The organism is Rhodosalinus sp., assembly GCF_046542825.1.
Taxonomy (GTDB): Bacteria; Pseudomonadota; Alphaproteobacteria; order Rhodobacterales; family Rhodobacteraceae; genus Rhodosalinus.
In genome coordinates this window covers 1-24,778 of record NZ_JBKHAQ010000009.1, presented here as the reverse complement: position 1 = coordinate 24,778, position 24,778 = coordinate 1, and the positions used below count along the sequence as shown (strand labels likewise).

General features: G+C 69.6%; 29 protein-coding genes and 1 pseudogene. 20 read left to right on the top strand and 10 right to left on the bottom strand.

Features of this window, described 5'->3' with window-relative positions; genetic code table 11:
• Nucleotides 1-81: 81 nt before the first annotated feature.
• From infA to ACLFOB_RS02450, 4 genes are read left to right on the top strand one after another with little or no spacing between them, the layout of a single operon-like run.
• Nucleotides 82-300, top strand: coding sequence for a translation initiation factor IF-1 (infA, locus tag ACLFOB_RS02465; RefSeq protein WP_005978431.1), 219 nt, complete (start codon nucleotides 82-84; stop codon nucleotides 298-300).
• A gap of 4 nt (nucleotides 301-304) precedes the next feature.
• Nucleotides 305-883, top strand: coding sequence for a Maf family protein (locus tag ACLFOB_RS02460; protein ID WP_410924677.1), 579 nt, complete (start codon nucleotides 305-307; stop codon nucleotides 881-883).
• Nucleotides 880-1,890 (top strand): ribonuclease E/G, encoded by a 1,011-nt coding sequence (locus ACLFOB_RS02455; RefSeq protein ID WP_410924675.1) that lies wholly within the window; start codon nucleotides 880-882, stop codon nucleotides 1,888-1,890. The genes ACLFOB_RS02460 and ACLFOB_RS02455 overlap by 4 nt, the downstream gene beginning before the upstream one ends.
• Nucleotides 1,891-1,933: 43 nt before the next feature.
• Nucleotides 1,934-2,101 (top strand): DNA gyrase inhibitor YacG, encoded by a 168-nt coding sequence (locus tag ACLFOB_RS02450; RefSeq protein WP_410917446.1) that lies wholly within the window; start codon nucleotides 1,934-1,936, stop codon nucleotides 2,099-2,101.
• Between the two features lie 178 nt (nucleotides 2,102-2,279).
• Here ACLFOB_RS02450 and ACLFOB_RS02445 read toward each other — a convergent pair whose 3' ends face one another.
• The 3 genes from ACLFOB_RS02445 to ACLFOB_RS02435 form a co-directional block, all read right to left on the bottom strand.
• Complete coding sequence (locus ACLFOB_RS02445) at nucleotides 2,280-2,549, bottom strand: aldehyde dehydrogenase family protein (RefSeq protein WP_410917445.1); 270 nt, start codon at nucleotides 2,547-2,549, stop codon at nucleotides 2,280-2,282.
• A gap of 6 nt (nucleotides 2,550-2,555) precedes the next feature.
• Nucleotides 2,556-2,981 (bottom strand): hypothetical protein, encoded by a 426-nt coding sequence (locus ACLFOB_RS02440; protein WP_410924673.1) that lies wholly within the window; start codon nucleotides 2,979-2,981, stop codon nucleotides 2,556-2,558.
• Between the two features lie 174 nt (nucleotides 2,982-3,155).
• Nucleotides 3,156-3,902: a GntR family transcriptional regulator gene (locus ACLFOB_RS02435; protein WP_410924671.1), complete on the bottom strand. Its 747-nt coding sequence runs from the start codon at nucleotides 3,900-3,902 to the stop codon at nucleotides 3,156-3,158.
• Between the two features lie 388 nt (nucleotides 3,903-4,290).
• Here ACLFOB_RS02435 and ACLFOB_RS02430 point away from each other — a divergent pair.
• The 3 genes and pseudogenes from ACLFOB_RS02430 to ACLFOB_RS02420 form a co-directional block, all read left to right on the top strand.
• A pseudogene (locus tag ACLFOB_RS02430) lies at nucleotides 4,291-4,524 on the top strand (SDR family oxidoreductase); the annotation flags it as partial.
• A gap of 34 nt (nucleotides 4,525-4,558) precedes the next feature.
• Entirely contained in the window at nucleotides 4,559-4,801 is a 243-nt protein-coding gene (locus ACLFOB_RS02425; RefSeq protein ID WP_410924703.1) for an SDR family oxidoreductase, read from the top strand.
• Nucleotides 4,798-5,610: an SDR family NAD(P)-dependent oxidoreductase gene (locus ACLFOB_RS02420; RefSeq protein ID WP_410924702.1), complete on the top strand. Its 813-nt coding sequence runs from the start codon at nucleotides 4,798-4,800 to the stop codon at nucleotides 5,608-5,610. Before ACLFOB_RS02425 ends, ACLFOB_RS02420 begins: the two co-directional genes overlap by 4 nt.
• A gap of 276 nt (nucleotides 5,611-5,886) precedes the next feature.
• Here ACLFOB_RS02420 and ACLFOB_RS02415 read toward each other — a convergent pair whose 3' ends face one another.
• Nucleotides 5,887-6,192, bottom strand: a complete 306-nt coding sequence (locus ACLFOB_RS02415) for a hypothetical protein (RefSeq protein WP_410924669.1) — start codon at nucleotides 6,190-6,192, stop codon at nucleotides 5,887-5,889.
• Between the two features lie 178 nt (nucleotides 6,193-6,370).
• On the opposite strand from ACLFOB_RS02415, the gene ACLFOB_RS02410 reads away from it, so the two are divergent.
• Nucleotides 6,371-7,822 carry a TrkH family potassium uptake protein gene (locus ACLFOB_RS02410; RefSeq protein ID WP_410924667.1) on the top strand — a complete coding sequence of 484 codons (1,452 nt, stop codon included), beginning with the start codon at nucleotides 6,371-6,373 and terminating at the stop codon, nucleotides 7,820-7,822.
• Between the two features lie 27 nt (nucleotides 7,823-7,849).
• Nucleotides 7,850-8,506, top strand: a complete 657-nt coding sequence (locus tag ACLFOB_RS02405; protein ID WP_410924665.1) for a potassium channel family protein — start codon at nucleotides 7,850-7,852, stop codon at nucleotides 8,504-8,506.
• A 64-nt stretch (nucleotides 8,507-8,570) separates the two neighbouring features.
• Here ACLFOB_RS02405 and ACLFOB_RS02400 read toward each other — a convergent pair whose 3' ends face one another.
• The gene (locus ACLFOB_RS02400; RefSeq protein WP_410924663.1) at nucleotides 8,571-9,527 is read right to left on the bottom strand and encodes a hypothetical protein; all 957 of its coding nucleotides are present in this window, start codon (nucleotides 9,525-9,527) and stop codon (nucleotides 8,571-8,573) included.
• 274 nt (nucleotides 9,528-9,801) lie between these two features.
• On the opposite strand from ACLFOB_RS02400, the gene ACLFOB_RS02395 reads away from it, so the two are divergent.
• The 5 genes from ACLFOB_RS02395 (at nucleotide 9,802) to ACLFOB_RS02375 (ending at nucleotide 13,269) form a co-directional block, all read left to right on the top strand.
• On the top strand, nucleotides 9,802-10,290 hold the full coding sequence (locus ACLFOB_RS02395; RefSeq protein WP_410918071.1) for a PRC-barrel domain-containing protein: 489 nt from the start codon (nucleotides 9,802-9,804) through the stop codon (nucleotides 10,288-10,290).
• Between the two features lie 462 nt (nucleotides 10,291-10,752).
• Nucleotides 10,753-11,331: a hypothetical protein gene (locus tag ACLFOB_RS02390; protein ID WP_410918070.1), complete on the top strand. Its 579-nt coding sequence runs from the start codon at nucleotides 10,753-10,755 to the stop codon at nucleotides 11,329-11,331.
• Complete coding sequence (locus ACLFOB_RS02385; RefSeq protein ID WP_410918069.1) at nucleotides 11,328-11,738, top strand: phage holin family protein; 411 nt, start codon at nucleotides 11,328-11,330, stop codon at nucleotides 11,736-11,738. Before ACLFOB_RS02390 ends, ACLFOB_RS02385 begins: the two co-directional genes overlap by 4 nt.
• Complete coding sequence (locus ACLFOB_RS02380) at nucleotides 11,725-12,312, top strand: DUF3618 domain-containing protein (RefSeq protein ID WP_410924661.1); 588 nt, start codon at nucleotides 11,725-11,727, stop codon at nucleotides 12,310-12,312. Before ACLFOB_RS02385 ends, ACLFOB_RS02380 begins: the two co-directional genes overlap by 14 nt.
• A gap of 369 nt (nucleotides 12,313-12,681) precedes the next feature.
• Entirely contained in the window at nucleotides 12,682-13,269 is a 588-nt protein-coding gene (locus tag ACLFOB_RS02375) for an RNA polymerase sigma factor (RefSeq protein ID WP_410924701.1), read from the top strand.
• 34 nt (nucleotides 13,270-13,303) lie between these two features.
• Here ACLFOB_RS02375 and ligD read toward each other — a convergent pair whose 3' ends face one another.
• Together ligD and ACLFOB_RS02365 are read right to left on the bottom strand one after the other, a co-directional pair.
• Nucleotides 13,304-15,763 carry a DNA ligase D gene (ligD, locus tag ACLFOB_RS02370; RefSeq protein ID WP_410924659.1) on the bottom strand — a complete coding sequence of 820 codons (2,460 nt, stop codon included), beginning with the start codon at nucleotides 15,761-15,763 and terminating at the stop codon, nucleotides 13,304-13,306.
• Nucleotides 15,763-16,635 (bottom strand): Ku protein, encoded by an 873-nt coding sequence (locus tag ACLFOB_RS02365; protein ID WP_410924657.1) that lies wholly within the window; start codon nucleotides 16,633-16,635, stop codon nucleotides 15,763-15,765. Before ACLFOB_RS02365 ends, ligD begins: the two co-directional genes overlap by 1 nt.
• 139 nt (nucleotides 16,636-16,774) lie before the next feature.
• Here ACLFOB_RS02365 and ACLFOB_RS02360 point away from each other — a divergent pair, with 139 nt between their 5' ends.
• From ACLFOB_RS02360 to ACLFOB_RS02350, 3 genes are all read left to right on the top strand, one after another.
• Nucleotides 16,775-17,191 carry a DUF4112 domain-containing protein gene (locus ACLFOB_RS02360; protein WP_410917185.1) on the top strand — a complete coding sequence of 139 codons (417 nt, stop codon included), beginning with the start codon at nucleotides 16,775-16,777 and terminating at the stop codon, nucleotides 17,189-17,191.
• Between the two features lie 3 nt (nucleotides 17,192-17,194).
• Complete coding sequence (locus ACLFOB_RS02355; protein WP_410924655.1) at nucleotides 17,195-18,238, top strand: YihY/virulence factor BrkB family protein; 1,044 nt, start codon at nucleotides 17,195-17,197, stop codon at nucleotides 18,236-18,238.
• Nucleotides 18,239-18,365: 127 nt separating this feature from the next.
• The gene (locus tag ACLFOB_RS02350) at nucleotides 18,366-19,766 is read left to right on the top strand and encodes an AI-2E family transporter (protein ID WP_410924654.1); all 1,401 of its coding nucleotides are present in this window, start codon (nucleotides 18,366-18,368) and stop codon (nucleotides 19,764-19,766) included.
• A gap of 44 nt (nucleotides 19,767-19,810) precedes the next feature.
• Here the strand turns inward: ACLFOB_RS02350 and ACLFOB_RS02345 are convergent, their stop codons facing one another.
• Nucleotides 19,811-20,182, bottom strand: coding sequence for a hypothetical protein (locus ACLFOB_RS02345; protein WP_410924652.1), 372 nt, complete (start codon nucleotides 20,180-20,182; stop codon nucleotides 19,811-19,813).
• Between the two features lie 185 nt (nucleotides 20,183-20,367).
• On the opposite strand from ACLFOB_RS02345, the gene ACLFOB_RS02340 reads away from it, so the two are divergent.
• Complete coding sequence (locus ACLFOB_RS02340; protein WP_410917189.1) at nucleotides 20,368-21,372, top strand: GlxA family transcriptional regulator; 1,005 nt, start codon at nucleotides 20,368-20,370, stop codon at nucleotides 21,370-21,372.
• 3 nt (nucleotides 21,373-21,375) lie between these two features.
• Here the strand turns inward: ACLFOB_RS02340 and ACLFOB_RS02335 are convergent, their stop codons facing one another.
• On the bottom strand, nucleotides 21,376-21,810 hold the full coding sequence (locus ACLFOB_RS02335; protein WP_410917190.1) for a hypothetical protein: 435 nt from the start codon (nucleotides 21,808-21,810) through the stop codon (nucleotides 21,376-21,378).
• Nucleotides 21,811-21,956: 146 nt separating this feature from the next.
• On the bottom strand, nucleotides 21,957-23,087 hold the full coding sequence (locus tag ACLFOB_RS02330; RefSeq protein WP_410924651.1) for a PQQ-dependent sugar dehydrogenase: 1,131 nt from the start codon (nucleotides 23,085-23,087) through the stop codon (nucleotides 21,957-21,959).
• A gap of 167 nt (nucleotides 23,088-23,254) precedes the next feature.
• On the opposite strand from ACLFOB_RS02330, the gene ACLFOB_RS02325 reads away from it, so the two are divergent.
• The gene (locus ACLFOB_RS02325) at nucleotides 23,255-24,436 is read left to right on the top strand and encodes an ABC transporter substrate-binding protein (RefSeq protein ID WP_410917192.1); all 1,182 of its coding nucleotides are present in this window, start codon (nucleotides 23,255-23,257) and stop codon (nucleotides 24,434-24,436) included.
• 95 nt (nucleotides 24,437-24,531) lie between these two features.
• Nucleotides 24,532-24,778: ATP-binding cassette domain-containing protein (locus tag ACLFOB_RS02320; protein ID WP_410924649.1), on the top strand; the 247-nt coding region annotated here is incomplete at its 3' end.

Sequence of the window (24,778 nt, the reverse complement as noted above, 5' to 3'; positions counted from 1 at the left end):
TTCGCATCTTGAAAAACGCGCGGTTTGCGCTCATTTACACGGCGTCCGCGGCTCGCGCGGGCGGCGAAGACAGGAGAGACCATGGCCAAGGAAGACACGCTCGAATTCCCCGGTGTCGTCAAGGAACTCCTGCCGAACGCGACATTCAGGGTCGAGCTTGAGAACGGCCATGAGATCATCGCGCATACGGCAGGAAAGATGCGCAAGAACCGGATCCGCGTTCTTGCCGGCGACAAGGTGCAGGTCGAGATGACCCCCTACGATCTGACCAAGGGTCGGATCAACTATCGCTTCAAGTAGGCCCTTGCGGCTGATCCTGGGTTCGGCAAGCCCGCGCCGGCAGGAGCTTCTGGCGCGACTGGGCGTCGTGCCGGATGCCGTGCGCCCCGCCGACATCGACGAGACCCCGCGGCGCGGCGAACTGCCCCGGCCCTACACCGCGCGCATGGCGCGCGAGAAGGCCGCGGCGCTCGACGCCGGGCCGGACGACCTGATCCTCACCGCGGACACCACCGTGGCCGCCGGGCGCCGCATCCTTGGCAAGCCTGCGGACGCGGCCGAGGCGCGCGCGTTTCTGGAGCTGCTGTCGGGACGCCGGCACAGGGTCATCACGGCCGTGGCGCTGCGCCACGGCGACCGGCTTTGGGAACGGCAGGTGGAAAGCGCGGTGAAGATGAAGCGCCTCTCCGAGCCGGAGATCGCAGGCTATCTTGCCAGCGGCGAATGGCAGGGCAAGGCCGGCGGCTACGCGATCCAGGGGCTGGCAGAGGCCTTCATCCCCTGGATGCAGGGCAGTTACTCGGGCGTCATGGGCCTGCCGCTGGCGGAAACGGCGGCTCTGCTGCAAGGTGCCGGCTGGCCGCTCTGGGCGGGGCGGGCGTGAAGGGCCGGACGGTCGTCCTGGGCGATTGGCAGGGCCGCGAGGCGGCGGCGCTGATGGTGGACGGCCGGCTTGACGACCTGATCGTGGACGCCGATGCCCCCCGCCCCGGCACGATCTATCGCGCCCGTCCCGACCGGCCGATGAAGGGACAGGGCGGGCTGTTCCTGAGCACGCCGGAGGGCCGCGTCTTTCTGCGGCAGGCGAAGGGCGCGAGCCCGCGCGCGCCGCTGCTGGTGCAGGTCACGGGATACGCCGAGCCCGGCAAGGCGCCGCCGGTGACCACCCGGCTCGCGCTCAAGGGCCGCTTCGTCGTGCTCACGCCGGGTGCGCCGGGGGTGAACCCCAGCCGCGCGATCCGCGACCCCGACCGGCGCGCGGCACTGGTCGCGCTGGCAGAGGGCGCGCTGCCCGGCGAGACGGGCCTCATCCTGCGCTCGGCCTGCGCCGCTGCGGAAGATGCCGAAATCGCAGAGGAACTGGGCGCCCTGGCCGATGCGCTTGGACAGATTCTGAGCGATTCGAACAAGGACACCGCCCTTCTGCTCGAGGGCGACGGACCACACGCGCTGGCCTGGCGCGACTGGGTGGATCCGGCAGAGGTGGAACGTGGCACGGGCGTCTTCGAGCGGCTGGGCTTGGCCGAGGCGATCGAGGCGCTGGCCGACCCGACAGAGACGCTGACCGGCGGGGCGCGCATGACGGTCGAGGCCACGCGCGCCCTTGTCGCCGTGGACGTGGACACCGGGACCGACACCTCGCCCGCTGCCGCGCTGAAGGCGAATCTCGCGATGGCGCAGGCCCTGCCCCGTGCCTTGCGGCTGCGCGGACTGGGCGGGCAGATCGTCGTCGATCCTGCGCCCAGCCCCAAGCGCGACCGGCGGCAGGTAGAGACCGCGCTCAAGGCCGCGCTGCGCGACGATCCGGTGCAGACGGCCCTGCTGGGCTGGACCGCGCTGGGCCACATCGAGCTTCAGCGTCAGCGCGCCCGCCCGCCCCTGCCGCTCTGAGGCGGGGTTGCGCAACGGGTCCGGCGGGGCCAGTTTGCCCCCGATGACCTGCCCGATCTGCGACAAACCCACCGATCCCGCCTACCGCCCCTTCTGCTCGAAGCGTTGCGCGGACGTGGACCTCGCCCGCTGGCTGACGGGCCGCTACGCGGTGCCCGGTCCGCCGCTCGACGAAAACGACGCCGAAGACCCGGCCGACCCGGAACGATAAGCATCTGCAGCCGGGTGACGCTCTTCGGTCCCTCCGGTCCCTCATCGCGAGAAGCGCCCGCACGGGCGCGACCGAGCGGCGCCTCAGCCCCGCGATGCCCCCGGCGAGGGCAGCGGCGCCGGCACCTCCGGGATCGTGACGCGGCGCTCCTCGGTACAGAAGGCCTCGGCAGCCAACCCTACCCCTCGCGCCCCACGCCGGAGGCCTCGTGGTCGCCGAAGGGCGCACGCAGCTCGCGCATCATCGGCGTGTTCCACCAGAAGACGCCAGCGCTTAGCGCCTCGGTCATCGTCATCACCGTAGGCAGGTGATCGGACCAGACATTGGCCACCAGACCGCAGGCCGATTTGATCGCGATCGCCTCTTCGGCCGTGTCGAAGGGCAGGAAGGTCGCGAAGGGTCCGAAGATTTCCTCCTGCGCGCCCTTCGCGGCATTCGACGGCGCCATGCGCGTCTACCGCGAGACGACCGGCCGGGAGCCCGGGGCTGGCTCTCCTCCAGCCTGCGCTTTCCGCCCGCCATGGTCGACCTGATCTCCGAAGAGGGGCTGAACTTCACCTGGAACCTCTTGAACGCCGACTGGCTTATCCTCGTGCAGACCCGCTCGGGCACGCCGATCGTTTCGATCCCCTGCTCCTCCGACGTCAACGACTTCATCGTCTTCATGCGGCAGGGCCAGGACGCCGACGGCGGCTTCGCGGTCTTCCGCGAACAGGTCGATCGGCTCTGCAAGGAAGCCGCCACCGGCGCGCGGCACATCTGCATCGGCCCGCACCCGCATGTCATCGGGCAGCCCTTCCGGATGCGCGCTCACCCGGTTCCCCGACCACGCGCGCCGGTTCGACGACACCTGGTGGACCACCGGCAAGGAAATCGCCAAATGATACCTGCGGCACCACGCAGACCACATCTGCCGGCGGCCTGCCCCCGCGTCCAGCGCCCGCCCCTTGCCACACCCGTGACAGCGCCCCGGTCCTTCCTCTTGCCGGAAATACCCTCGGGGGGTGAATGCCGCGACAGCGGCAGAGGGGGGCAGACAGCCCCCCTTCCCCCCTCAGCCTTCGGGCGGCCCCGCCTGGGTCAGCCGCGAGCGATAGACGAAGCGATCCCTGTCGGGGTGCCAGTTGAACGAGGCGATGAGCACCCGCTGCGCGGTCTCGTAGCGGCGCAGGATGCACAGCGTGATCGCCCCGGCCTCCAGTCCCAGCGCGCGCGCTACGTCCCCGGGCATCTCGCCTGCGGCCACCTCCTGCACCATCTCGGTCACGCGCTCGCCGATAGCCTCCTCAAGGAAGGGGTAGAAGGGCGGCTTCACCTTCTCGATCGCCGCAGCATGGGCGCGCAAGGCAGGCGGCACGTAGCTTTCGATGAGCGCCAGTGCCTCGCCGGTGTCGCGCCGGAGGCGAAGGCCGCGCAGGCAGGTCCAGACCTCGCCCTCCGCCCCGCCGATGCGCGCGGCCAGATCCGCGTCGATGCGTTCCTCCGTGCAGGAGATCCGGCGATAATCGGTCTCGCGGGCGAACTGCAGGATCTGGTCGATGGTGCCGTAGCTTTGCACGAAGGCGCCGCGCGCGCTCTGGCGGATCACGGTGCTGCCGGCGCCCTGCCGGCGCGCGACCAGCCCCTCGTTCTGCAGCCGGCGCAGCGCCTCGCGCACGGTGAAGCGGCTGGCGCCGAACTCACGGCAGAGCTCGGCCTCCGACGGCAGGCTGCCGCCCACGGCATAGTCGCCTCGTCCGATGCGCGCCCGCAGGGTGTCGAGGATCTCCTGGTAGCGTACGGTCCTGCGTTCCCGTTCCATGGTTCCGGCCCCGGAGCAGACCGATTTCTGCCCGCATCCGCGCGATATCCGCCCGCAGGCGCGATGGCAAAGCAGTTTCGCGCCGGCAGACCGGCGCTCAGGCCATCGCCGCCAGGTCGCTCAGCGACTGGATCATCGAGGGGCGCATGATGTCCATCGCCCCCTGCCTTCGCCCCGGTCATCCTTGCATCAGCGGCCATCGTATCTTGCGACCCGGGGGTGTCAAAGGAAAAATTGTCTGGACAAGTTTGCGGAGATGTCGACGATGAGGTCAAGCACAAGCGGCAGGGCGCCGCGGGGAGGCAAGATGCGCAAGGCACAGGCGACATGCTGATCGTGCAGCAGGCCCTGAACGGGGTGATGCTGGGCGGCATCCAAAGAGGGCTTCGTGACCCTCGCGGGCTTTCACACCCGCGTGACACCGCTGGAAGAGACGACGGCAGACGCGGTCGACGGGGTCATGGCCGACAACCTCCGCAGCGCCTCTCTCGCCGCGCGCGCCGCCCTGCCCGGCCTCCGCGCGGGGCGCGGCGCGATGGTCAACAAGGTGGTCTCGGGCCTTGCCGGGAACGTGCGGTCGGGCTGCGGCCTTTACGGTGCCAACAAGGCCGCGACGGTGCATTTGACCGGGACGCGCGCCGGAGGCCGCGCCGCCGGTGCGCGTCAACGCCATGGGACCTGCCGCGGTGGACACGGCCTTCCTGTGCGGCGGCACGGGACGCTCGGACGAGGATGCGCACACCGCGCGCGACGTCGAGGCCCGAGCGCGGATGACGCCGTTGGGCCGGCGCGCGCAGCCGGCGGATGTGGTGGGGCCGATCCTGATCCTGCTCGGGCCGGAAAGCGCCTTCATGCCGGGACAGCTGCTCTGGGTGAACGGCGGGGGATACATGCAATGACCGATGCATCGCTGAAGGGTCGGGTGGTCCTGATTACCGGGGGGTCGCGGGGGCTGGGGCGCGAGATGGCGCTGGCGCTGGCGGAAGCGGGCGCGCGACTCTGCGTCACCGGCGCCGCCCCCACGCCGGAACTCGACAGCACGGCGGAGGAACTGGCGGCGATGACCGGCGCGCACAACGTGCTGGCCCATGCCGCCGATGTGGCCGACCCGCGGGCGGCAGAGGCCGCGGTCACCGCCTGCGTCCGCCGCTTCGGGCGGATCGACGTGCTGGTCAACAACGCCGGCCGGGGGATGCGCCTGATCTCGGAAACCTTCAACACCGCGCCCACGAAGTTCTGGGAGGCGACGCCGGACGCCTGGCGCACCATCGTGGACATCAACGTGAACGGCCCCTTCCTGATGACGCGGGCGGCGGTGCCGCGCATGATCGCGCAGGGCTTCGGCAAGATCGTCAACGTCTCGACCTCCGACCGGACGATGGTGCGGCGGGGCTATTCGCCCTACGGGCCGTCGAAGGCCTTTCTCGAGGCCGCCTCGCGCGTCTGGGCGCAGGATCTCGACGGAACCGGCGTGGACATCAACGTGCTGTTGCCCGGCGGCGCGGCGGACACCGACCTGCTGCCCCCCTCGCCCGACCGCAAGGGCGCCGACGGCAACCTGCTGTCTCCGGCCGTGATGCGCGAGGCGATCCTCTGGCTCGCCTCGGACGCCTCGAACGGTGTGACGGGCGCACGCTTCATCGGCAGGCTCTGGGACGGGCCCGAGGCCGCGCGCGACCGGCCTGTCGAGACGCCGAAGATCATGTGAGGGCGCGATGGACCGGCTGACCCTGGGCGCGCTCCAGATCGCGGGGGCTGACCGACCTCGCGCGCTTCGACATCCCGCCCGCGCAGATCATGCCGGGCGCGGATGCTGCCGCGCTGGAGGGCCTCGACAGGATCGGGGCCGAGGTGCCTTCTGACGGTATCCTGCACCTTGCGATGCGCTCATGGCCCGGAGCTTTCCAGCCCGATGCCCCCGGCCCGTGACGCTGGCGATAGAGCTGGCCCATCGTCAGGATCGCGGTCCTCAGGATCGCCGTCATCACGAGGCCCACGATGAGCCAGAAGAGATCCGACTTGCCACCTGAGTGGTAACCGAGCCCTCGCGATAGCCCTGGTCGGAGAAGGTCAGGAACAGCATATCGAAGGTGTTGCCGCCGATGATCCCGCCCACGGCCAGTTGCAGCGCGCCCCGGCGCACCGCAGCCAATGTGGTGACGGGTTCCGGCAGCGAGGCGACGACGGCGGTGGCCAGCGCGCCGGTCAGGGTGGCCGACAGCTCCAGCCGGTCGATCGGGATGCCGGCGCACCGGGCAATGCCGAAGCCTGCGGTGCCCATGATCGCCATCGGCCCGGCAAAGAGCAGCGCGGGCGGCGATCCCGAAGACGGCAGACAGGAGGGAGGTCAGCAGGTCGAACATGACTTTCCAACACGCAGGGCTGAAACACTATTCCTCCGGAGAGCACGGAACCGGCCGTGCGACACCGGGCTTCCCCTTTGACCTGGGTGCGAAAGGAGTCTGCGGGTGAAGGGACAGGCCGCCGTCACATGGCGCGCCCGGCCGGATCGGGTGCTGCGCGCCTCGCTGGGCGAAGCGCATGTGGTCGGCATGGTCTTTGCGCCGCCGCTGGGCGTTGCACTGGCCGAAAGTGCCTGGCCCCTTGCCGCGGTGCTGGGGCTGGCGATCCTGCCGCCGCTCGCGGGTGCTGCCCTGGCGATCCGCTATCCCGCGCCGCGCGACCTGCGGCAGATCGAGGCGGTGGCGGTGCTGGTGCTGCTGTTTCTCGGCACCGCGGCGCTGGCCGCGCCGGCCTTCGTGACACTGGGCATGACGCCGGTCGACGCGGTCTTCGAAAGCGTTTCGGGCATCACCTCCACCGGCCTGACGCTTGCGCAGGGGACGACGGAGTGGCCGCTTGCCGGCCATGTTCTGCGTGCCTGGATGCAATGGTGCGGCGGCTTCGCCATCGCGCTTGCGGGCGTTGCGCTGATCCTTGGCCCCGGGTCGTCGCGGGGGGCGGCCAGTTCGCTGGGCCGCGCCGGGCTGAACGAGCGCGACATCCTGAGTTCGACCCGCGCGCAGGCTCGCGCGCTGCTGCTGGCCTACAGTGTGCTGACGGCGGCGGCGGTGCTGGTCTTCCTGCCGCTTTTCCCCAGCTGGTGGGAGGGGCTGCTGATCGCGCTGACCGCCGTCTCGACCGGCGGTTTCACGCCCCGCGCAGACAGCCTTGCCAGCTATTCGCGGGCGGCGCAGGGCGCGGCGCTGCTGGTGTGCCTGGCCAGCGCATTCTCGCTGATGTTCTACGTTCGTGTGCGCCGGGACGGGCTGCGCGCGGCCTTCTTCGGCACGAACGCGGCGGCCATGGTGGGCTTTGCGCTGGGCGTTGCCACCGCTGCCGCGGTGCTGCGCCTCGCCACGGGGGGCGATGCCGCGGCAGTGCTCGACAGTCTCTTCAACATGCTGAGCGCCGTGACGACGGCGGGCTTCTCGGTCGCGCCCGTGGTCGAGGCGCCGCCGCTGCTGGCGCTGATGCTGGGTGCGATGCTGGTGGGCGGCGGCGCTGGCTCGACGGCCGGCGGGCTGAAGCTGGAGCGAGCGCTTACCCTCGCGCGCGCCGTGCGCCTTGCCCTGCTGCGCCTCAGGGTTCCGCCGGAGGCGGTGACCCCGCTGATGGCGAACGGGGCGCGGATGCAACAGCGACGGCTGGTGGCAACAGTGGCGATCGTGGCGCTCTACGCCGCGACCGCCCTGCTGTGCTGGATGGCTCTTCTGGCGGGGGGCGTCCCCGCCCTGCCCGCGCTTTACGACACCATCTCGGCGCTCTCCACCGTGGGGCTTTCGGCGGGCGCGGTCACGCCGGACCTCTCCTGGCCGCTCAAGCTGGTGCTGACGGTAGCGATGCTGCTGGGGCGGCTCGAATTCCTGGCGCTGATCGCGGTGGTGCTGCCCGCGACCTGGGCGCCGCGGCACAAGTGACGCGGCACAAGCATCGGAGGATCAGACATGCGGATCGTGATCGTGGGCGCCTCGCGCTTCGGCACCGCCACCGCCGAGGAACTGACCGGCGCGGGCCACGAGGTGGTGCTGGTGGACCGCGACGGCGACAAGCTGGAGCGGCTGGCGGAAGAGCTCGACTGCGGGTTCCTCGAAGGCGACGGCTCGCTGCCCTCGATCCTGCGCGACGCCTATGGTGACGGCGCAGACGCCCTGGTGCTGCTCACCAACGCGGACGACGTGAACATCCTTGCCGCGCTGGTGGGGCGCTCGGTCGGCTATCCGCGGGTGGTGCCGCAGATCGTGCGCAATCAGCTGCTGGCGGTCTGCGAGGAACTGGGGCTGGAGAACCTGATCACGCCGCATGCCACGGTCGCGCGGTCGATCGTCCGCTCGCTGGAAGACCGATCCGACGCCGCGCTGGACCTGCGCAGCCATTCGGGTTTCGACGTGCTGGGCTATCGTGTGGGCACCGAACAGCAGGGCAAGGCCTTGTCGGAGCTAAACCTGCCCAGAGGGTCACGCCCCATCGCCGTGACGCGCGAGGGCGAGAACCATCTGGTGACCGACGAGACGGAACTGCAGGAAGGCGACCTGCTGATCGTCGCGGTCGCCGAGGACGCGCGCGACAAGATGGACAAGCTCTTTCCCAACGCGGAAGAGTAATGGAAAACGCCCCGCAATCCAAAGATGTAGGGGGCGTTTTTCACGTTCTTGACGAACAGCGCGCCTATTGCTCGTCCATACCGCGCCGGGCGCCTTCGGCGACGCGCGATGCGCCCTCGCGCAGGCGCCGCTGGGCCTCGTCCACCGCCTCCTTGCCATCGGGCACGTGTTCACGGACGCTTTGCGCGGTCTCGGCGGCCATCTCCCGGCCCTCGTGCAGCGCGCCGCGTGCCGCCCCTTCGAGCCGGGCACGTTCACGGCGATAGATCGCTTCTGCCTCGTCCATCAGCCGATGCGAAAGGTCGCCCAGCCGTTCGTCCTCGACCCGGCTGCGGGGCAGCGCGGCGCCGATCATGGCGCCGACGCCAAGCGCCAGCGCGCCGGCAAGCAGCGGATGCTCGCGAAAGTTGTCACGCGCCTGGGCCGCGCCATCGTGCATCGCGCGGTCGGCCCTGCGCCGCGCTTCGCGCGCGGCGGCATTCGCCCGATCCCGCGCCTCGATTGCACGTTGGCGCGCGGCGACGACGCGCTGGCGGGCTTCTTCGCCCAGCTCCTCCGTGCCGGCGTCGATACGGTCGCGCAGCGCGTCGAAGCGATCCTCGATCCGCTCCCCCCAATCCTCGACCCGGTGGCGCGCATCCCGCAGGCGATCTTGCAGATGCGCCTTGCCCCCCGCGGCTGTCGAACGGTGCGCACCATTGCTCCTGACGCGAGCGCGGGCGCGATCATAGGCGCGTTTCGCATCCTCGCGCTCGATCCGCGGGGCCAGCATCAACGCGATGCCGGCCGCGGCCAGAGCGGTGCCGACCGGATTGTTGCGCGCAATATCGAGCAGCGCACCGCCCGGCGTGCCGTCGGCGCCGCCGCGCCGGTCGAAGTCCTCGTCGTAAAACGCGTCCATGTCGCCAAGCTCCCTCAAATCCGGTTCGTAATACTCGTGCACCTCGAGAACGGCATAGGGATCGACGGCGGGCTCCGCGTCCTGCGGGGGCCAGGGGCGGTTGGTGTGCGGGTCGCTCATGGTGTCCTCTCTCGTTCGCTTGAAATCGCTCGGGGCAGCCTGCCCCGTCTCGCGCCGCCCTGCCTCTGCAGGCGCAGACGGTTTGCGACTCAACGGCGGAACGCTTCGGCCAGTTCCGCCAGAGGTCGGGACGGCCGGCAGAAGTCCGCGCCCCGGCTCCCGCAAGCCCGGGTCCTTGCAGGTCCCTCTGGGCGTCCCTGCCCCCAGGTCTCCGGAACCTCCCTCTGCCGCCCGCGTTCCTGTGTCGATGGAAAGCAACCAGAAGGAGATCACGATGAAACGTTTCACGCTTCTCGCATCGGTCGCGGCACTCGCTGCAGCGCCTGCTTTTGCCGACAATGACAGCGACGAAGAGGGCATGCACCAGCAGGCCAGCGCCGGGAACGACGAATACGAAAGCGGACGCATCGCCGACAACATGGACGAGATGCTGCGCACCTCTGAAATGACCGATGCCGACGTCTACGTCATCGAGGAGGAATGGTCCGAGGACGAGTGGCTTGAAACCGAGGAATTCGACGAGATCGGCGCCGACTGGGAGGATGTGGGCGACGTGACCGACGTGGTGCTCAGCCGCGACGGCCAGGCCGTCGGGATCGTCGTTTCGCACGGCGGCTTTCTCGACATCGGCGACGATACCCTGCTGCTGTCGATGAAGGACGTGCGCCGCATCGACGACGGCTCGGGCAACATCTCCTACGTGACGAACATGACCGAGGACGAAATCGAAGACATGCCGGAGGTCGAAGAGAACTGGTGGTGACGCCGGCGCGCCTCGGTCTCCCTCGGCCGGCGCGTCATGCGCAGGACCCCGTCGGCGACGCCGGCGGGGTTTTCCCTTTTTCGCTTGCCGTCACACGCGAGCTGCGTCGTCCGCCCTCATCCCGCACGCCGCGCACCCTTGCGCGAACGAGGTTACGGCGCCGATGGCTGGGCGTCGGGTCGACGCGCAGACTTTCGAAAGCGAGGCAGAGGCGCTCTGGCGTTTGTGCGCGCAACCCAACCCCGGATCCCGCGATGCGTGCGGAACCTTGCGGGCGTTTCGCGGGTTCGTCTTCACAACCTGTCCCTGTCAAGGAAACAGATCTCATGCACAGCATTTTCTACATCATCGGCGTCGTCGTCGTCGTCCTGGTGGCGATCAACCTGATCATGTAAGCGCCGCCCGCCGCCCCGGCGACGGGGAAAGCGGCATCAACGACGGCCTCGCCCGAGGGAGCATTTCATGACCGATCCAGACCCGAAGCACGAAGCCCGACAGACCGCGCGGACGGTCGCGGAAGAGGCCCGCCGCGCCGAGAGCGAAGCGGAAACCCTGGCCAAACGGGCGCGCGCCGGCGCCGGCCGCCGCTTCGACCAGGCCCGCCAGTACGCCCAGCACGAGGCCAACGCCCGCGTGTCCGAGGCCACCGACGGCGCAGCGCGGGAGGCCGAGCGCGCCGCGCGGGCGGCCAGCGATGCTGCGGCGGACTATCCCTCCGACCGGCTGGAGGTGCGCGCGCTTGAAGGCGTCTCGCGCCTGCTGGAGGATACGGCGAGCAGCCTCCGGTCAACCGATCTCGACACCGTGTCGCGTGAGCTGACGCGCTTCGCCCGGCGCAACCCGGTCTCCTTTATGGCGGGCGCGGCCGCGGTCGGTTTCGCCGCCGCGCGCTTGTTGCGTGCGGGGCCCGAGTTCGGGGAACGCTTCGAGGAGGACGAGGACTTTCCCGAACCCGGTTCGGCGGGGATGTCCGCCGACTATGCCGAGGCGACCGGGGCGGAAGCGCGCGCCTCGTCGCCGGTCGAGCGAGACGACGGATGAACGCGGAGACGCCCCCGCCCCGCCCCTCGATCGCCGCGCTGCTGCTGCAGGCGCTGGACGAGATCCGCGGCCTTCTGCGCCGCGAACTCGATCTCGCGCGGGCCGAGGCCGACCAGAGCCTGCGCAAGGCCGGCGCCGCGCTTGGCCTTCTGGCCGCCGCGCTGGTCGTTGCGCTCGTTTCGCTCAACGTGCTGGCCGCCGCGCTTGTGGATGCCGTGGCCGCGCTGGGCATTGACGTCGGCTGGGCTGCGCTGATCGTGGGCCTTGGCCTTGCCGCCATCGCGGGCGTCTTCGCGGCGCGCGCGATGCGCGATCTGCGCGCCGTGCGGCTGATGCCCGAGCGCGTGGCAGAAAACCTGCGACAGGACGCGCGGAGCGTGAAGGAGGCCGCCCGTGGCCCAGAGTGAGACCCCGGAGGCAATCGAGCGCGACATCGCCGAGCGGCGCGATGCGCTTGCCCGCACGCTGCAGGAGGTGCAAGGCCGTGTCGCGCCGGGCGCGCTGGCGGAAGAGGCCGGTGCCGCGCTGCGCGGCAGCGGCGCGGAGCTTGCCGGCAAGGCCGGCCGCGTCGCTGCGCGCAATCCTCTGGCCATCGCGCTGATCCTGGGAGGCATCGCCTGGCTCGCGCTGAACGAAAGCGGGGCGGCGCCGTCGGGCGGGTCGGCCCGCAAGGCGGTGGACCGCGCAAAGCGCGGAGTTTCCGACCATCCCGTTGCGGCAGGCGGTGCCGCGGCTGTGGCTGCAGGCGCCTCCATCGCCGCGGCGCCCCCGGTGCGCCGGCGGCTGCGGCGCGCGGCGGGCAGCGGGAGCCCAGCCGCCCTGCACCGCCATGCAGAGGCCGAAGCCGCCCGTGCCGAGGCGATCCTCGTCTACGAATGCGCCCGCGCGGCGCACGAGGCTGAGCTTGACCGCGCGGCGCGCGAGGCGGGCACGGCCAGCCACGCGCCTCCCCCCGCCCCGGGGCCGGGTTCGGGGCGCTGAGCGCGACAAAACGGCCTGTCCCAGCGCGCTGAGCGCCACCGCCCCGCGGCCCGCTTTGCTGCGCCCGCGAGGGTGCGCTGGTGCTTCGCCAGGATGCCGAAACGACCCGCGTGATGCCGCAGGAAACCGCCGTTCGCTTGCGCAGAGCGGGAACCGCGCGTGCCGCACAAAGTTGATCATCGAGGCCTGAAGGACGACGCGACCGCTCGCCGCCTGCCGCCTCGCAGGAGGAGCGCAAAGAGCCTGCTGCCCGAACGCGTCGTCCTTCAGCCGCCTGCCGGACGAGCAACCTGCCGGACGAGCAAGGAGGGCCCGATGAACGCGAGCAGTCTTGGCACCACGGTCGAAGAGACCGCGCGCAGCGCGGTAATGCGCCCCCGCCGCGCCACACCCGATCCTGCCGCCCGCGAGCGGCTTGCTGCCGAGATGCTCGAGAACATCGGCGCGCTCAGGGCCTTCGCCATCAGTCTGACCCGTGACGGCGCCCGTGCGGACGACCTTGTGCAGGAGGCGCTGATGAAGGCCTGGGCCAATCTGGGCAGCTTCACGCCCGGCACCAACATGCGGGCCTGGCTCTTCACGATCCTGCGCAACACCTTCTACTCCGAACGCCGGAAGGCGCGGCGCGAGGTATCGGACACCGATGGCGAACTGGCCGGCGACCTTGCGGAGAAGCCCGCGCATGACGGCCGGCTGACGATGCGCGATTTCCGCCGCGCCTTTGCGCAGTTGCCCGACGAACAGCGCGAGGTGCTGATCCTCGTGGGCGCGCTGCAGCATTCCTACGAGGACGCCGCGGCGATGTGCGGCGTGCGCATCGGCACGATCAAGAGCCGTCTCAACCGCGGCCGCGCCCGACTGGCCGCACTGATGGACATGGAGACCAGCGACGCGATGGAGGCGACCGACCAGATCACCAGCGCGATCGTGGCCCGCAACGGGCGCAACGCCGGATGAGGGCTTTGGGTCAGGTGCGTGCCAAGCACGCACCCTACGACCCGTCCGCGATCCAGCGGTCGAGATTGTTCACCGCTTCGCGACCAACCGATTGCAGATCCTCCAGTTGCGCGGCGTAGGGGCAGTCCTGCGTCAGCCGGTCCGCCATGTCGCCCATTCCGAAGGCAGCGGGCGAGTCGATATCCTCCAGTTCCTCCCATGTCACCGGCACGGCCACCGGCGCGCCGGGCCGCGCCCGCAGCGAATAGGGCGCGATGGCAGTGGCGCCGCGCTCGTTGCGCAGCCAGTCCACGAAGATGCGGCCCTTGCGCTTCGACTTCGACATGGTGGCGGTGAAACGGCGCGGCTCGCGATCCGCGAGCGCATGGGCGAAGGTGCGGGCGAAGCCCTTCACCGTGTCCCAGCCGGAGATGCGGCGCAGGGCCATCCAGACGTGCAGCCCCTTGCCGCCGGTCAGCAGCACGCCCGAATCGAGCCCGATCTCGCGCAGGTGGCCGCGAATGTCGAAGGCGGCCTGCCGGATGTCGGACCAGCCCATCCCCTCGTCGGGGTCGAGGTCGAAGACCATGCGGTCGGGCCGCTCCAGCCGATCCGCGCGCGCGCCCCAGATGTGGAACTCCAGCGTGCCCATCTGCGCCGCGGCGACCAGCGCGGCGGTGTCGCCGGCGGTCAGATACTCGGCCGTCCCGCCATCCTTCTCCTCGATCTCGACGCGCCCCAGCGCATCGGGAAAGCCCTTGCGCCCGTGCTTCTGGAAGAAGCACTCGCCCTCGATCCCGTCGGGGCAGCGCACCAGCGACAGGGGGCGGTCGGCAACGAGCGGCGCCATGCGTTCGCCCACCCGTTCGTAATGCCGTGCAACGTCGCGCTTCGTGCAGCCTGCCTTGGGAAACACCTGCCGGTCCGGGTGGGTGATCCGCACCCCGGCGATCTCGGGCTCTTCGCTCATCTCCTCGACCTCGTGCTCGGGCTCGTCGCCCACCTCCTTCGCCGGCTTGTCGTGCCGTTCGCCCAGGTAGCTCGCGTGGCGCACCGCGCCGTCCTTGGTGAACTCGGTAAAGGCGACCTCGACCACCATCTCGGGGCGCACCCAGCGGGCGTTGCGGCGCACCGATTTCGGCACCTCCGCGAAGGGTGAGGTCCTGCGCGCATGGAAGCGTTTCGCCAGCCGCTCCAGCTCGTCGTCGGAAAAGCCGGTGCCCACCCGGCCCCGATAGACCAGATCGCCCTCGCGCCAGGTGCCCAGCAGCAACGAGGAAAAGGGCCTCCCGGGCTTGTCCGAGGGCGAATAGCCGCCCACGACGAACTCCTGCTGGCGGGCGCATTTCACCTTGAGCCAGGTCTTCGTCCGGGTGCCGCGATAGGGGGCGTCGGCCTTTTTCGAGATGATGCCCTCCGCCCCCGCGCGGCAGGCGGCGGCATGCACCTCCGGCCCGTGCCCCTCGACATGCTGGCTCATCCGCAGGGGGCCGCCCCCCCCCGGCAGCCCCTCGAACAGCTCGGCAAGACGGCCGCGCCGTTCCGACAGCGGCGCGTCGGTCAAGTCCTCACCGTCGAGCGACAGAAGGTCGAAGGCGAAAAAGACCAGCGGCCTGCCCTCGGAGAGCGCGCGCTGCAGCGAGGAAAAGGGCGAGCCCTCGATCTTGGCCGCCATCACCTCGCCGTCGATCAGCGCCGCGTCGCAGTCGAGCGGGTCGAAGGCGCCGTCGAGCGCGGCGAAGGTGTCGGTCCAGTCCTTGCCCGAGCGGCTGAAGATCCGCACGCCGCCCCTGCCGATCGAGACCAGCGCGCGGTAGCCGTCGAACTTGGTCTCGTGCCACCAGTCGTCGCCCCTGGGCGCGTCCTTGACCAGCGTGGCAAGCTGCGGCTTCCGGAACGGGGGCGGCTTGAGCTTGCGCTCTTTCGGTCCGCCCTTCGGCGTGGCCCCGTCGGCGATCTCCTTCATGCTGCGGCCGGTCCTGACAGAGGTTGTGTTGTCGTCGGTCAGCGTGTCGGCCGCCCCGGCGTGATTGTCCCGTTCCTTGATCAGCAACCAGTTCTCGCGCTTGCCCTCGGTGTTCATGTGCACGAGCATCCATTTGCCCTGCATCCGATGGCCGTGAAGGGACATCTTCAGTTCGCCCTCCTTCAGCCCCTCGCCCACGTCGCCGCGCGGCTCCCATGTGCCCTCGTCCCAGAGCATGACCGTCCCGGCACCGTATTCGCCCTCGGGGATGGTGCCCTCGAAATCGGCGTAGGACAGCGGGTGGTCCTCGGTCCGCACGGCAAGGCGCTTTTCCGACGGATCGCGGCTGGGCCCCTTTGTCACGGCCCAGCTCAGCAGTGCGCCGTCCCATTCGATGCGAAAGTCGTAGTGCAGGCGGCTTGCATCGTGCTTCTGCACCACGAAGCGCAGATCCTCGCCGCCCGGGTCGCCGGGCAGGCCCTGCGGCTCGTCGGTGCGGGCGAAATCGCGCCGGGCGTTGTAGTCGGCAAGGCGGTCGGGCGACGCCATCACGAGGCCTTTCGCCGGCCGCCGCCCTTCTGGCCGCTCTTGCCGCCGGAGGATTTCGATTTGCCTCGGCCGCCCTTGCCGCCGCCTTCCTTCAGGCTTTCCTTCAGCGCGCCCATCAGGTCCACGACATTTTCGCCCTGCGGTCGGCGGCCGCCCTCCTCGCGCTCGACGCGCGGGGCCTTGCCGCTCTTGCGCTTGCGCGCGATCAGGTCGCGCAGTGCCGCGGCGTAGCGGTCCTCGTAGGCGGAGGCATCGAAGCGGGCCGTCTTGCGCTCGATGAGCGAGGTGGCGAGGTCCAGAAGCTCCGGATCTGCCTCTTCGTCCTGTATCGAGGCGAACAGGGGCTCTGCCTTCCGTATCTCGTCGGGGTAGTGCAGCGTCTCCAGCAGCAGACCGTCGCCGCAGGGGCGCAGCGCGGCGAGGTATTCGCGTCCGCGCATCGCCATCTGTCCCAGCCCCGCCTTGCCGCTCTGGCGCAGCGCGTCGCGCAGCACGCGATAGGCTTCCTCGGCAAGCTCGTCGGTGGGCACGACGTAATAGGGCTTGTCGAAATAGAGCGGCGGGATCTCGCAGGCGTCGACGAACTGCACCAGGTCCAGCGTCTTCTTCGTCTCGAGGCGGATCGCGTCGATCTCTTCGGGCTCGATCAGAATCCACTCGCCTTCGCCCGTGTCATAGCCCTTGACGATCTCGTCAGCCTCGACAGGCCCCACGCCGGGCACTGTCTTTTCGTAGCGCACGGGCTTGCCGGTGGGCTGATGGATCTGCCGGAAGGAGGGACGCCCGCCGCTGTTGCGCGCCGAGTAGACCTCGACCGGGATCGAGACCAGGGACAGGCGAATCTGCCCCTTCCAGATCGGTCTGGCCGCCATGTCATCTCCCCTTCTGCACTCCGGAAATCCCCGGTGTCGCAGGTTTGTTCCGCGCCGTGCCTGCCCTGCGAGCCAGGTGCGCCTTGCGGAACCGGCTCTGCCGGCAATCGTTTCCGCAAGGATAGCACAGGAGGGGCGGATGCCCGCGACACCCACAGTCGAGCACGAGACGGCCCCTGCCGGATCGTCTGCGGGCCGAAAGCGCGCGCGCGCGGCAGAGATGGCGCGGCTGGATCGGCTGGGTCGTGCGCTCGACGCGCAATGGCGGGTGCCGGGCACGGGGTTCCGCGTGGGCCTCGACGGGTTGATCGGCCTGATCCCGGGCGTTGGCGACACGCTTGCCGCGCTGCCTTCGGCCTACATCATCCTGCGCGGCTGGCAGCTTGGCGCGCGTCGCAGGACGCTGGCGCGGATGGCGCTCAACACCGGCGTCGATTACGTCATCGGCACGATCCCGCTGCTGGGCGACCTGTTCGACTTCGGCTTCAAGGCCAACCTGCGCAACCTCCGCCTGCTCCGCGAGGAGTTCGGCGGCGACGCAAAAGGGGGGCGCTGACCGATGGCCGACACGCATGACCGGGAGAAAAATGCCGATGCGGGCAAGAGTGCGGGCGCCCACCGCCACGAGGATCCGTTGACCGTCTCGGAACACGAAGCCGCCCGTAGCGCGCGCGGGCGTGCCGCTACCCGACCCACCGCCATTCCATTGTCGGGCTGGCGTGACATCCTTTGGCGTATCGGAATCCGGGTCGGGCGCGACTACGTCTCGCTGATGGCGGCCGGCATCGCCTTCTTCGCGCTGCTGGCGCTCTTTCCGGCGCTTGCCACGCTCACCGCGCTCGCGTCCATCGTCTTCGACCCGGAGCTCTTGACCGCGCAGATGGACACGCTGCGCAACATCGCGCCCGACGCGGCACTGGATGTGCTTGCCGAGGAGAGCGACACCTATACCGAGGAGGAGAGCACGCTTGGCATGACCGCGCTGATCAGTCTGGCGATCTCGCTCTTTCTGGCCTCGCGCGGGATCAACAACCTGATCGACGGGATCAACATGGCCTATGGCGAGGCGGAGACGCGCGGCATCCTGCGTCGAAACCTCGAGGCGGTCGCGCTGACCGCCGTGCTGACCGTGCTGACGCTGCTCGCGCTGGGCGCCGCGGTGGCGCTGCCCATGGTGACCGCCGCTGCCGGAATCGAGGGCTGGACCGACCGGCTGGTGACCTGGGCGCGCTGGCCGCTGCTGGCGCTGTTCTCGATGATCTCGCTGGCGCTGATCTACCGCTACGCGCCCGCGCGCAGGTCTGCGCAATGGAGCTGGGCCACCCCCGGCGCCGTGGCGGCGACCGCCGTCTGGCTGGCGGCCTCGGTGCTCTTTTCGATCTACGTGCGCAATTTCGGCAGCTACGACCCGACCTATGGCGCGCTTGCGGGTGTGGTGATCCTTCTGCTCTGGATGTGGCTGACATGCTTCGTGGTGCTGCTGGGCGCGCAGCTCAACGCAGAGATGGAGCACCAGACGCGCCACGACACCACCCTGCCGCCCGAGCGGGAGATGGGCCAGCGCGGCGCCTACATGGCGGATACGCTAGGGCGCCGTCCGTGACACCGACAGGAACCTCGGGCGCGGCCGGTTGCTCCGGGAGCCTGGAGCGCGCCCGCCCGGCAACCGGAGAGCAACCGATGACGCACCCGCGCCGACCCGTCACGCATGGCGGCACCACCGCCCGCTGATGGACGTGTCCCGCAAGCCAACGCCTGACGGACGCACGGCACTGCGACGGCTCGGCAGGACGCCGCGCATTCTGAGACGGCAATCGCGCCTCACGAACTGGCTGCTGGGCGCGATCTTCGTGCTGCTTCTCGGCTGGACGCTGCGCGCGACGGCCGTGGTCGCGGTGCCGCTGGTCAGCGCGCTCTTCATCGCCCTCGTGCTCGCGCCGCTCGACCGCTGGATCGCAGAGCGGCTGCCCTCCTGGCTCGAATGGCTCGGACGCGCGGCGGTGGTCGCCGTGCTGCTGCTGGTCCTCGCCGCCTTCTTCGCGGGGCTCGTCTACAGCGCGCGGCAGGTGATCGAGGAGATGCCGGACGTCACCGAAAGCCTTGCGGACCTGATGCCCGAGGGCGCGCCGATGATGGAGTTGGTCGAACGGTCGCTGGAACGGCAGTTCTCGACCGACACGGGGACACAGGCCCCGCCGGACGGTGAAGAAGGCACGCAGGGGGACGAGACGGGCGACAACGGCGAGCAAGCCGACGAGGGCACGGCACAGGGGGGCCGGAACGAGCAGGACGAAAACGGGCAGGACGAAGGCGGCGAGGCACGCGAGGCACGCGACGCAGAGGACTCCGGGGACGGCACGGGGCAAGCGGACGAGACGCCGGTGGCGCAGGGATCCGAGGCGCTGCGCGACCTGGTGAACCAGGCCGGTTCGGTGGCCGGAAGCTGGGTGGCGGGCGCGGCCTCGGGGCTTGCCCAGAGCATCCTCGCGGCAATCGGCACCTTCATCGCGACGACGATCATCGTCGTCTTCATGGTTCTGCTGGCACTGGGCGAGACAAGCCTCTGGACGCGCAAGCTGCACAGCCTGTGGCCCGGCGCGGGCGAGCGGAACTGGCGACAGGGGATCGAGGTGCTGTCGGTCAAATTGCGGCAATTCCTCCTGATGCGGCTGGCGATGGGGGCGCTTTCGGCCACGCTCTACGTCGTCTGGCTCTACCTCTTCGAGGTGCGGCTGCTGCCGGTCTGGGCGATCCTGACGCTTCTGCTGAGCTTCATCCCCAATCTCGGCTCGGTGCTCTCGGGCGTGCTGCCCACGCTCTACGCGCTTGTCACCAAGGATTTTCAGACCGCGCTGCTGATCGGCGCGGGGCTCTTCGCGATCGAGCAGATCGTCGGCAATTTCGTCGACCCGCGCCTGCAGGGACGCCAGATCGCGATTTCACCGCTGGTGGTGCTTGCGGCGATCCTGGTCTGGGGGTGGGTCTGGGGGATCGCGGGCGCGCTGCTGGCCGTTCCGATGACGATCGCGATCATGGTGGCCTGCGCGCAGGTTCCCGAGCTGCGGCCCATCGCCCTCATTCTGTCCGACCAGAGCGAGCAAGAGGAACTGATGGCCGAACTGGAACTGTAGGGCCGATGCTGCGGCCCCGCGCCGGCGACGGCGCGTCCGCGGCCCTACGTCAGGGCGTAGAGCCCCAGCATCAGCAGGGCGCCCACCGCCATCACGACAAGGACACGCCGCCATCCGTCCGTGTCGCGCGCGTTCAGGCGTTCGGGCAACACGCGGGGCTTGTCCTGTGCGCCCGCGTCGCCCGGGCCTGCGCGCACGTCGCTGGGATCGCGCCGGGCTGCGGCCTCGCGCGCGGGATCCTCCGGTCGCCCGTCGGCATCGCGCGGCACGGGCGCGCCGGCATGCCGGCCGGTGGGGTTGCCGGCCTCTCCGTCGGCCTCGATCGGGGCTGCGGCGGGCTCGTCCCGGCGCCGCTCGCGATACCGCTGCTGGATTTCCTCGCGCGGCGTCGGGCCATGCTGCTTCTCGGCGGTCATCCCGGAATCTCCTGCTGACTGGATATGTCCGCTGCGAAAACGCCGCAGCGCCCCGTTGGGTCCGGCACGCAGCCGCGCGCGCCCCTTGACCTGCGTGCGCGAACGCGCTCCACCTTGCGGAACGACGCGACCGACACCTTATGTCGCGGATGAGAGGCCGACCGCGCCGAAGAGGAAGCAGGGCCATGCAGCCGATCCGCCAGACCGTCAAACTCGACACCGTGCCGCTCAGGCCGAAGCGCTTCGTCTTCGTCCCGCTCGAGGGCTTTTCGCTGCATTGCTTCTCCTCGGCGGTGGACTGCCTGCGGATCGCCAACCGGATGTCGAACCGCAGTCTCTACAGCTGGCGGCTGCTGGGCGAGGGCGGACAGGAAGTGACCAGCTCGGCCGGCATCACCTTTCGCCTCGATGGCGATCTCGAAGAGCTTTCGCGCGAGGATACCATGCTGATCTGCGGCGGCATCGACGTGCGCGCCGCAACCACAAGGCGCGTGCTCGGCTGGCTGCGGCGCGAGGCGCGCAAGGGGCTGACGGTGGGCGGACTGTGCACCGCGAGCTACACGCTGGCCGCGGCCGGCCTGCTCGACGGCAAGCGCGCGACCATCCACTGGGAGAACCAGGACAGCTTCGCCGAGGAATTCGACGAGGTGACGCTGACCAAGTCGATCTTCGTGATCGACGGCAACCGGATGACCACGGCCGGCGGCACCGCCTCGATCGACCTGATGCTGAAGATCATCGCCAACGACCACGGCGAGGAACTTGCCAATGCCGTGGCGGACCAGCTGATCTATTCCACCATCCGCAGCGATCAGGACAGCCCGCGGCTGTCGATCCCCACCCGCATCGGCGTGCGCCATCCCAAGCTCAGCCGCGTGATCCAGATGATGGAGGCCAACATCGAGGAGCCGATCAGCCCCTCGCTGCTGGCCAGGGAGGTCGGCATGTCCACCCGCCAGCTCGAGCGGCTCTTTCGCCGCTACCTGAACCGCAGCCCCAAGCGCTATTACATGGAGCTTCGGCTGCAGAAGGCGCGCAACCTGCTGATGCAGACGGACATGAGCGTGATCAACGTGGCGCTGGCCTGCGGCTTCGCGAGCCCGTCGCATTTCTCGAAATGCTACCGGGCGCATTACGACACGACACCCTACCGCGAGCGTGGCAGTCAGGCGGCAAGGCTGTCGATCTGAGGCTCAGAACTCCGCCATGATCTGGGCCGGATCGCTGTGGAGCACGAACATCGCGACCACCAGCTCGCTGTCTCGGTCGTGCAGCAAGGCGTAGAACCACGCATAGCTGACGCCTGTCCAATAGGCGCGCGCCTCCTGCCGGAAGCCGCCGCCCAGGTCAGTTTCGCGAAAGACGGAAACCTCGAAGAAGTTGACCGGGAAGGTTGCCAGAAGCTGGTTGTTCAGGGCGTGCAGATCATCCTCCCGGTATTCGTCGCGACCCCCGAGGCGGAGCACGAGCGGAACGAAATCGCGTCGCATGATATGGCGGTCAACGAACGCGGAATACTCCGCGTAGGACGCGAAGACCGAATCCATTTCCTGTGCGGCGGCGGGCAATGCGCAGACCTGTGCCGCAACAAGAGAGAAGGAAAGGGCGAAGGAACGTAGGCTCGACATGGCGGCGCTCCGGAGCAAAGGCCTGGGTAACGCCAGATTACCCGGTCCTGCGCATCGCGCGACGCAAAATTGCGCCGCGAGGTGCCGGCCGGGGCGGTGCCCCGGCGGGACTCGCCATGTGAGCGGGCTGTTGCGCGCGCCCCGGCTCAGCCGCCCGGCGCGGGCGTCATGCGATAGACCGCGCCGTCGGTTTCCGACAGGAACCACAGCGCGCCGTCCGGCCCCTCTGCCACGTCGCGGATGCGGCCGGTCTGGGGGCCGCTGATACGCTCCAGTTCCCTCAGCGGCTCTCCGCCCACCCGCGCGATGAAGTCCGAGTTGAGCGAACCCGCGAAGATGTGACCGCGCCATTCGGGCCAGAGCGCGCCGGAATAGAATACCATGCCGGAAGGCGCGATCGACGGGTCCCAGTAGAATTCGGGCTGCATCATGCCCGGCTTTTCAGTCCCCTCCCCGATCGGCGCGCCGGAATAGTGGGTGCCGTAGGAGATCACCGGCCAGCCGTAGTTCTCGCCGGCTTCGATTCGGTTGATCTCGTCCCCGCCGCGCGCGCCGTGTTCGTGCGCCCAGAGATTGCCGTCGAGGTCGAGCGCCATGCCCTGCGGATTGCGGTGGCCGTAGGACCAGATCTCGGGCTGCGCGCCCGGCTCGTCGAGAAAGGGATTGTCGGCGGGCACCGAGCCGTCGCGCTCGATGCGCAGGACCGTGCCGATATGGTTGGAGAGGTTCTGCGCCTCCGGCCGGTCGCCCCGGTCACCGATGGTGAAGAACAGCGTGCCGTCCGTCGCCTCGACGATGCGCGACCCGTAGTGCTGCCCCTCCATGCTGCCGGGCGTCATCCGGAAGAGCACGCGCAGATCCGTCAGCCGGTCCGCGCCTTCCGCCAGACGCGCGGCGGCGACCGCGGTGCCGCTTTGCCGCCGAAGCAGCCCCATCCGGGTCGAATAGGTGAAGAACACCTCGCGGCTTTCGGCGAAATCGCGCGGCAGCATCACGTCGAGCAGCCCTCCCTGCCCCCAGGCGGCGATGTCGGGCAGGCCCTCGATCTCGTGTCGCGTGCCGTCCGGATCGACGCGCCACAGACGGCCGCCCCGCTCGGTCACCACAAGCCCGCCGCCAGGCAGGAAATCGAGCGCCCAGGGCACCTCGAAGCCGTCGGCGATCCGCGTCACCTCGGCCGGACCGGCCTGCGTCTCGACCCGGCCGGCGGGCTCGACCCCCTGCCCTGCCCCGGCTGCCGCCATGGCCAGGGCCGCGGCGAAAAGAATTGCGCGCATCGTTGCCTCCCGTCTGTCCGCTCCGGAGATAGGCACGGGATCGCGGCATTCCAGCGGCCCATTGACCTCAAGGCACTTCACTGGCGGCGGCGTCGGAACAGACTTTTCTTTCCAGACCAAAATCCCTAAGTTCGCGCGGGACACGCGTCCAACAAGGGAGTAAAGACATGAAAAAACTTCTGCTGGCTTCCGCCGCGAGCCTTATCGCCGGCACGGCCGCCGCCGAGGATGTTCCCATCGGCATCATCCTGGGCTTCACCGGCCCGATCGAATCGCTGACGCCCATGATGGCCGAAAGCGCCGAGCTCGCGCTGACGGAAGTCAACGAGAGCGGCAACTTCCTCGACGGAATGACGCTGGAGCCCGTGCGCGCGGACTCCACCTGCATCGACAGCGCCGCCGCCACCGCCGCGGCAGAGCGGCTGATCAGCGACGACGAGATCGTGGCCATCATGGGCGCCGACTGCTCGGGCGTGACGGGCGCGATCCTGTCCAACGTCGCGGTACCGAACGGGATCCCGATGGTGTCGCCCTCGGCGACATCTCCGGGGCTTTCGACCGCAGAAGACGAGGGGCTGTTCTTCCGCACCGCGCCCTCGGACGCCCGGCAGGGCGCCGTGATCGCCGAGATCCTGATCGATCGCGACATCGAGGAAGTGGCCGTCACCTATACCAACAACGACTACGGCAAGGGCCTTGCCGACAGCTTCCAGGCCTCCTTCGAGGAGATGGGCGGCAGCGTGACGCTGGCCGCGCCGCATGAAGACGGCAAGGCCGACTACTCGGCAGAGGTCGGCGCGCTGGCCTCCGCCGGCGGCGAAGTGCTTGCGGTCTTCGGCTATTCCGACCAGGGCGGCAGGGGCATGATCCGGGCCGCGCTCGACAGCGGCGCCTTCGACACCTTCGTGATGGGCGACGGCATGTATGGCGACGCGATGCTGGAAGAGCTGGGCCAGGACATGGAAGGCTCCTTCGGCGCCGTGCCATGGGCCGAGGGCGAAGGGACCGAAGCCTTCTCGGCGCTGGCCGAAGAGGCGGGCGTGAACGGCGAAAGCTCCTTCACCCGCGAATCCTACGACGCCGCGGCGCTGATCGCGCTGGCCATGATGGCGGGCGGCGAGGCGACCTCGGAAGCGGTGGCCGAGAACCTGATGGACGTGGCGAACGAGCCGGGCGAGAAGATCCTGCCGGGCGAACTGGGCCGCGCGCTGGAGATCCTCGCCGAGGGCGGCGAGGTCGACTATGTCGGCGCCTCGAACGTCGAGCTGATAGGGCCGGGCGAAGCCTCTGGCACCTATCGCGAGTACAACGTCACCGACGGCACGCAGGAAACGGTGAAGTTCCACTGAGGCCGCGCGCCTGACACGACAGGAACAGCCCGGGGACCGCTCCCGGGCTGTTTGTCCGAAACCAAGACCGCGGGATACGCGGCGGGGGGTGGCGTTTGATCGAAGTCGAGGACCTGCACAAGCATTTCGGCGGCTTTCATGCCGTGGATGGGGCGACGCTGTCGATCCGGCCGGGGTCGATCACCGGGCTGATCGGCCCGAACGGCGCGGGAAAGACCACGCTTTTCAACGTGATCGCTGGCGTTCTTCCACCGACTTCGGGGCGCGTGACCATGGCGGGCGAGGATATCACCGGCCTGCCGCCGCACGCGCTTTTCCACAAGGGCCTGCTGCGCACCTTCC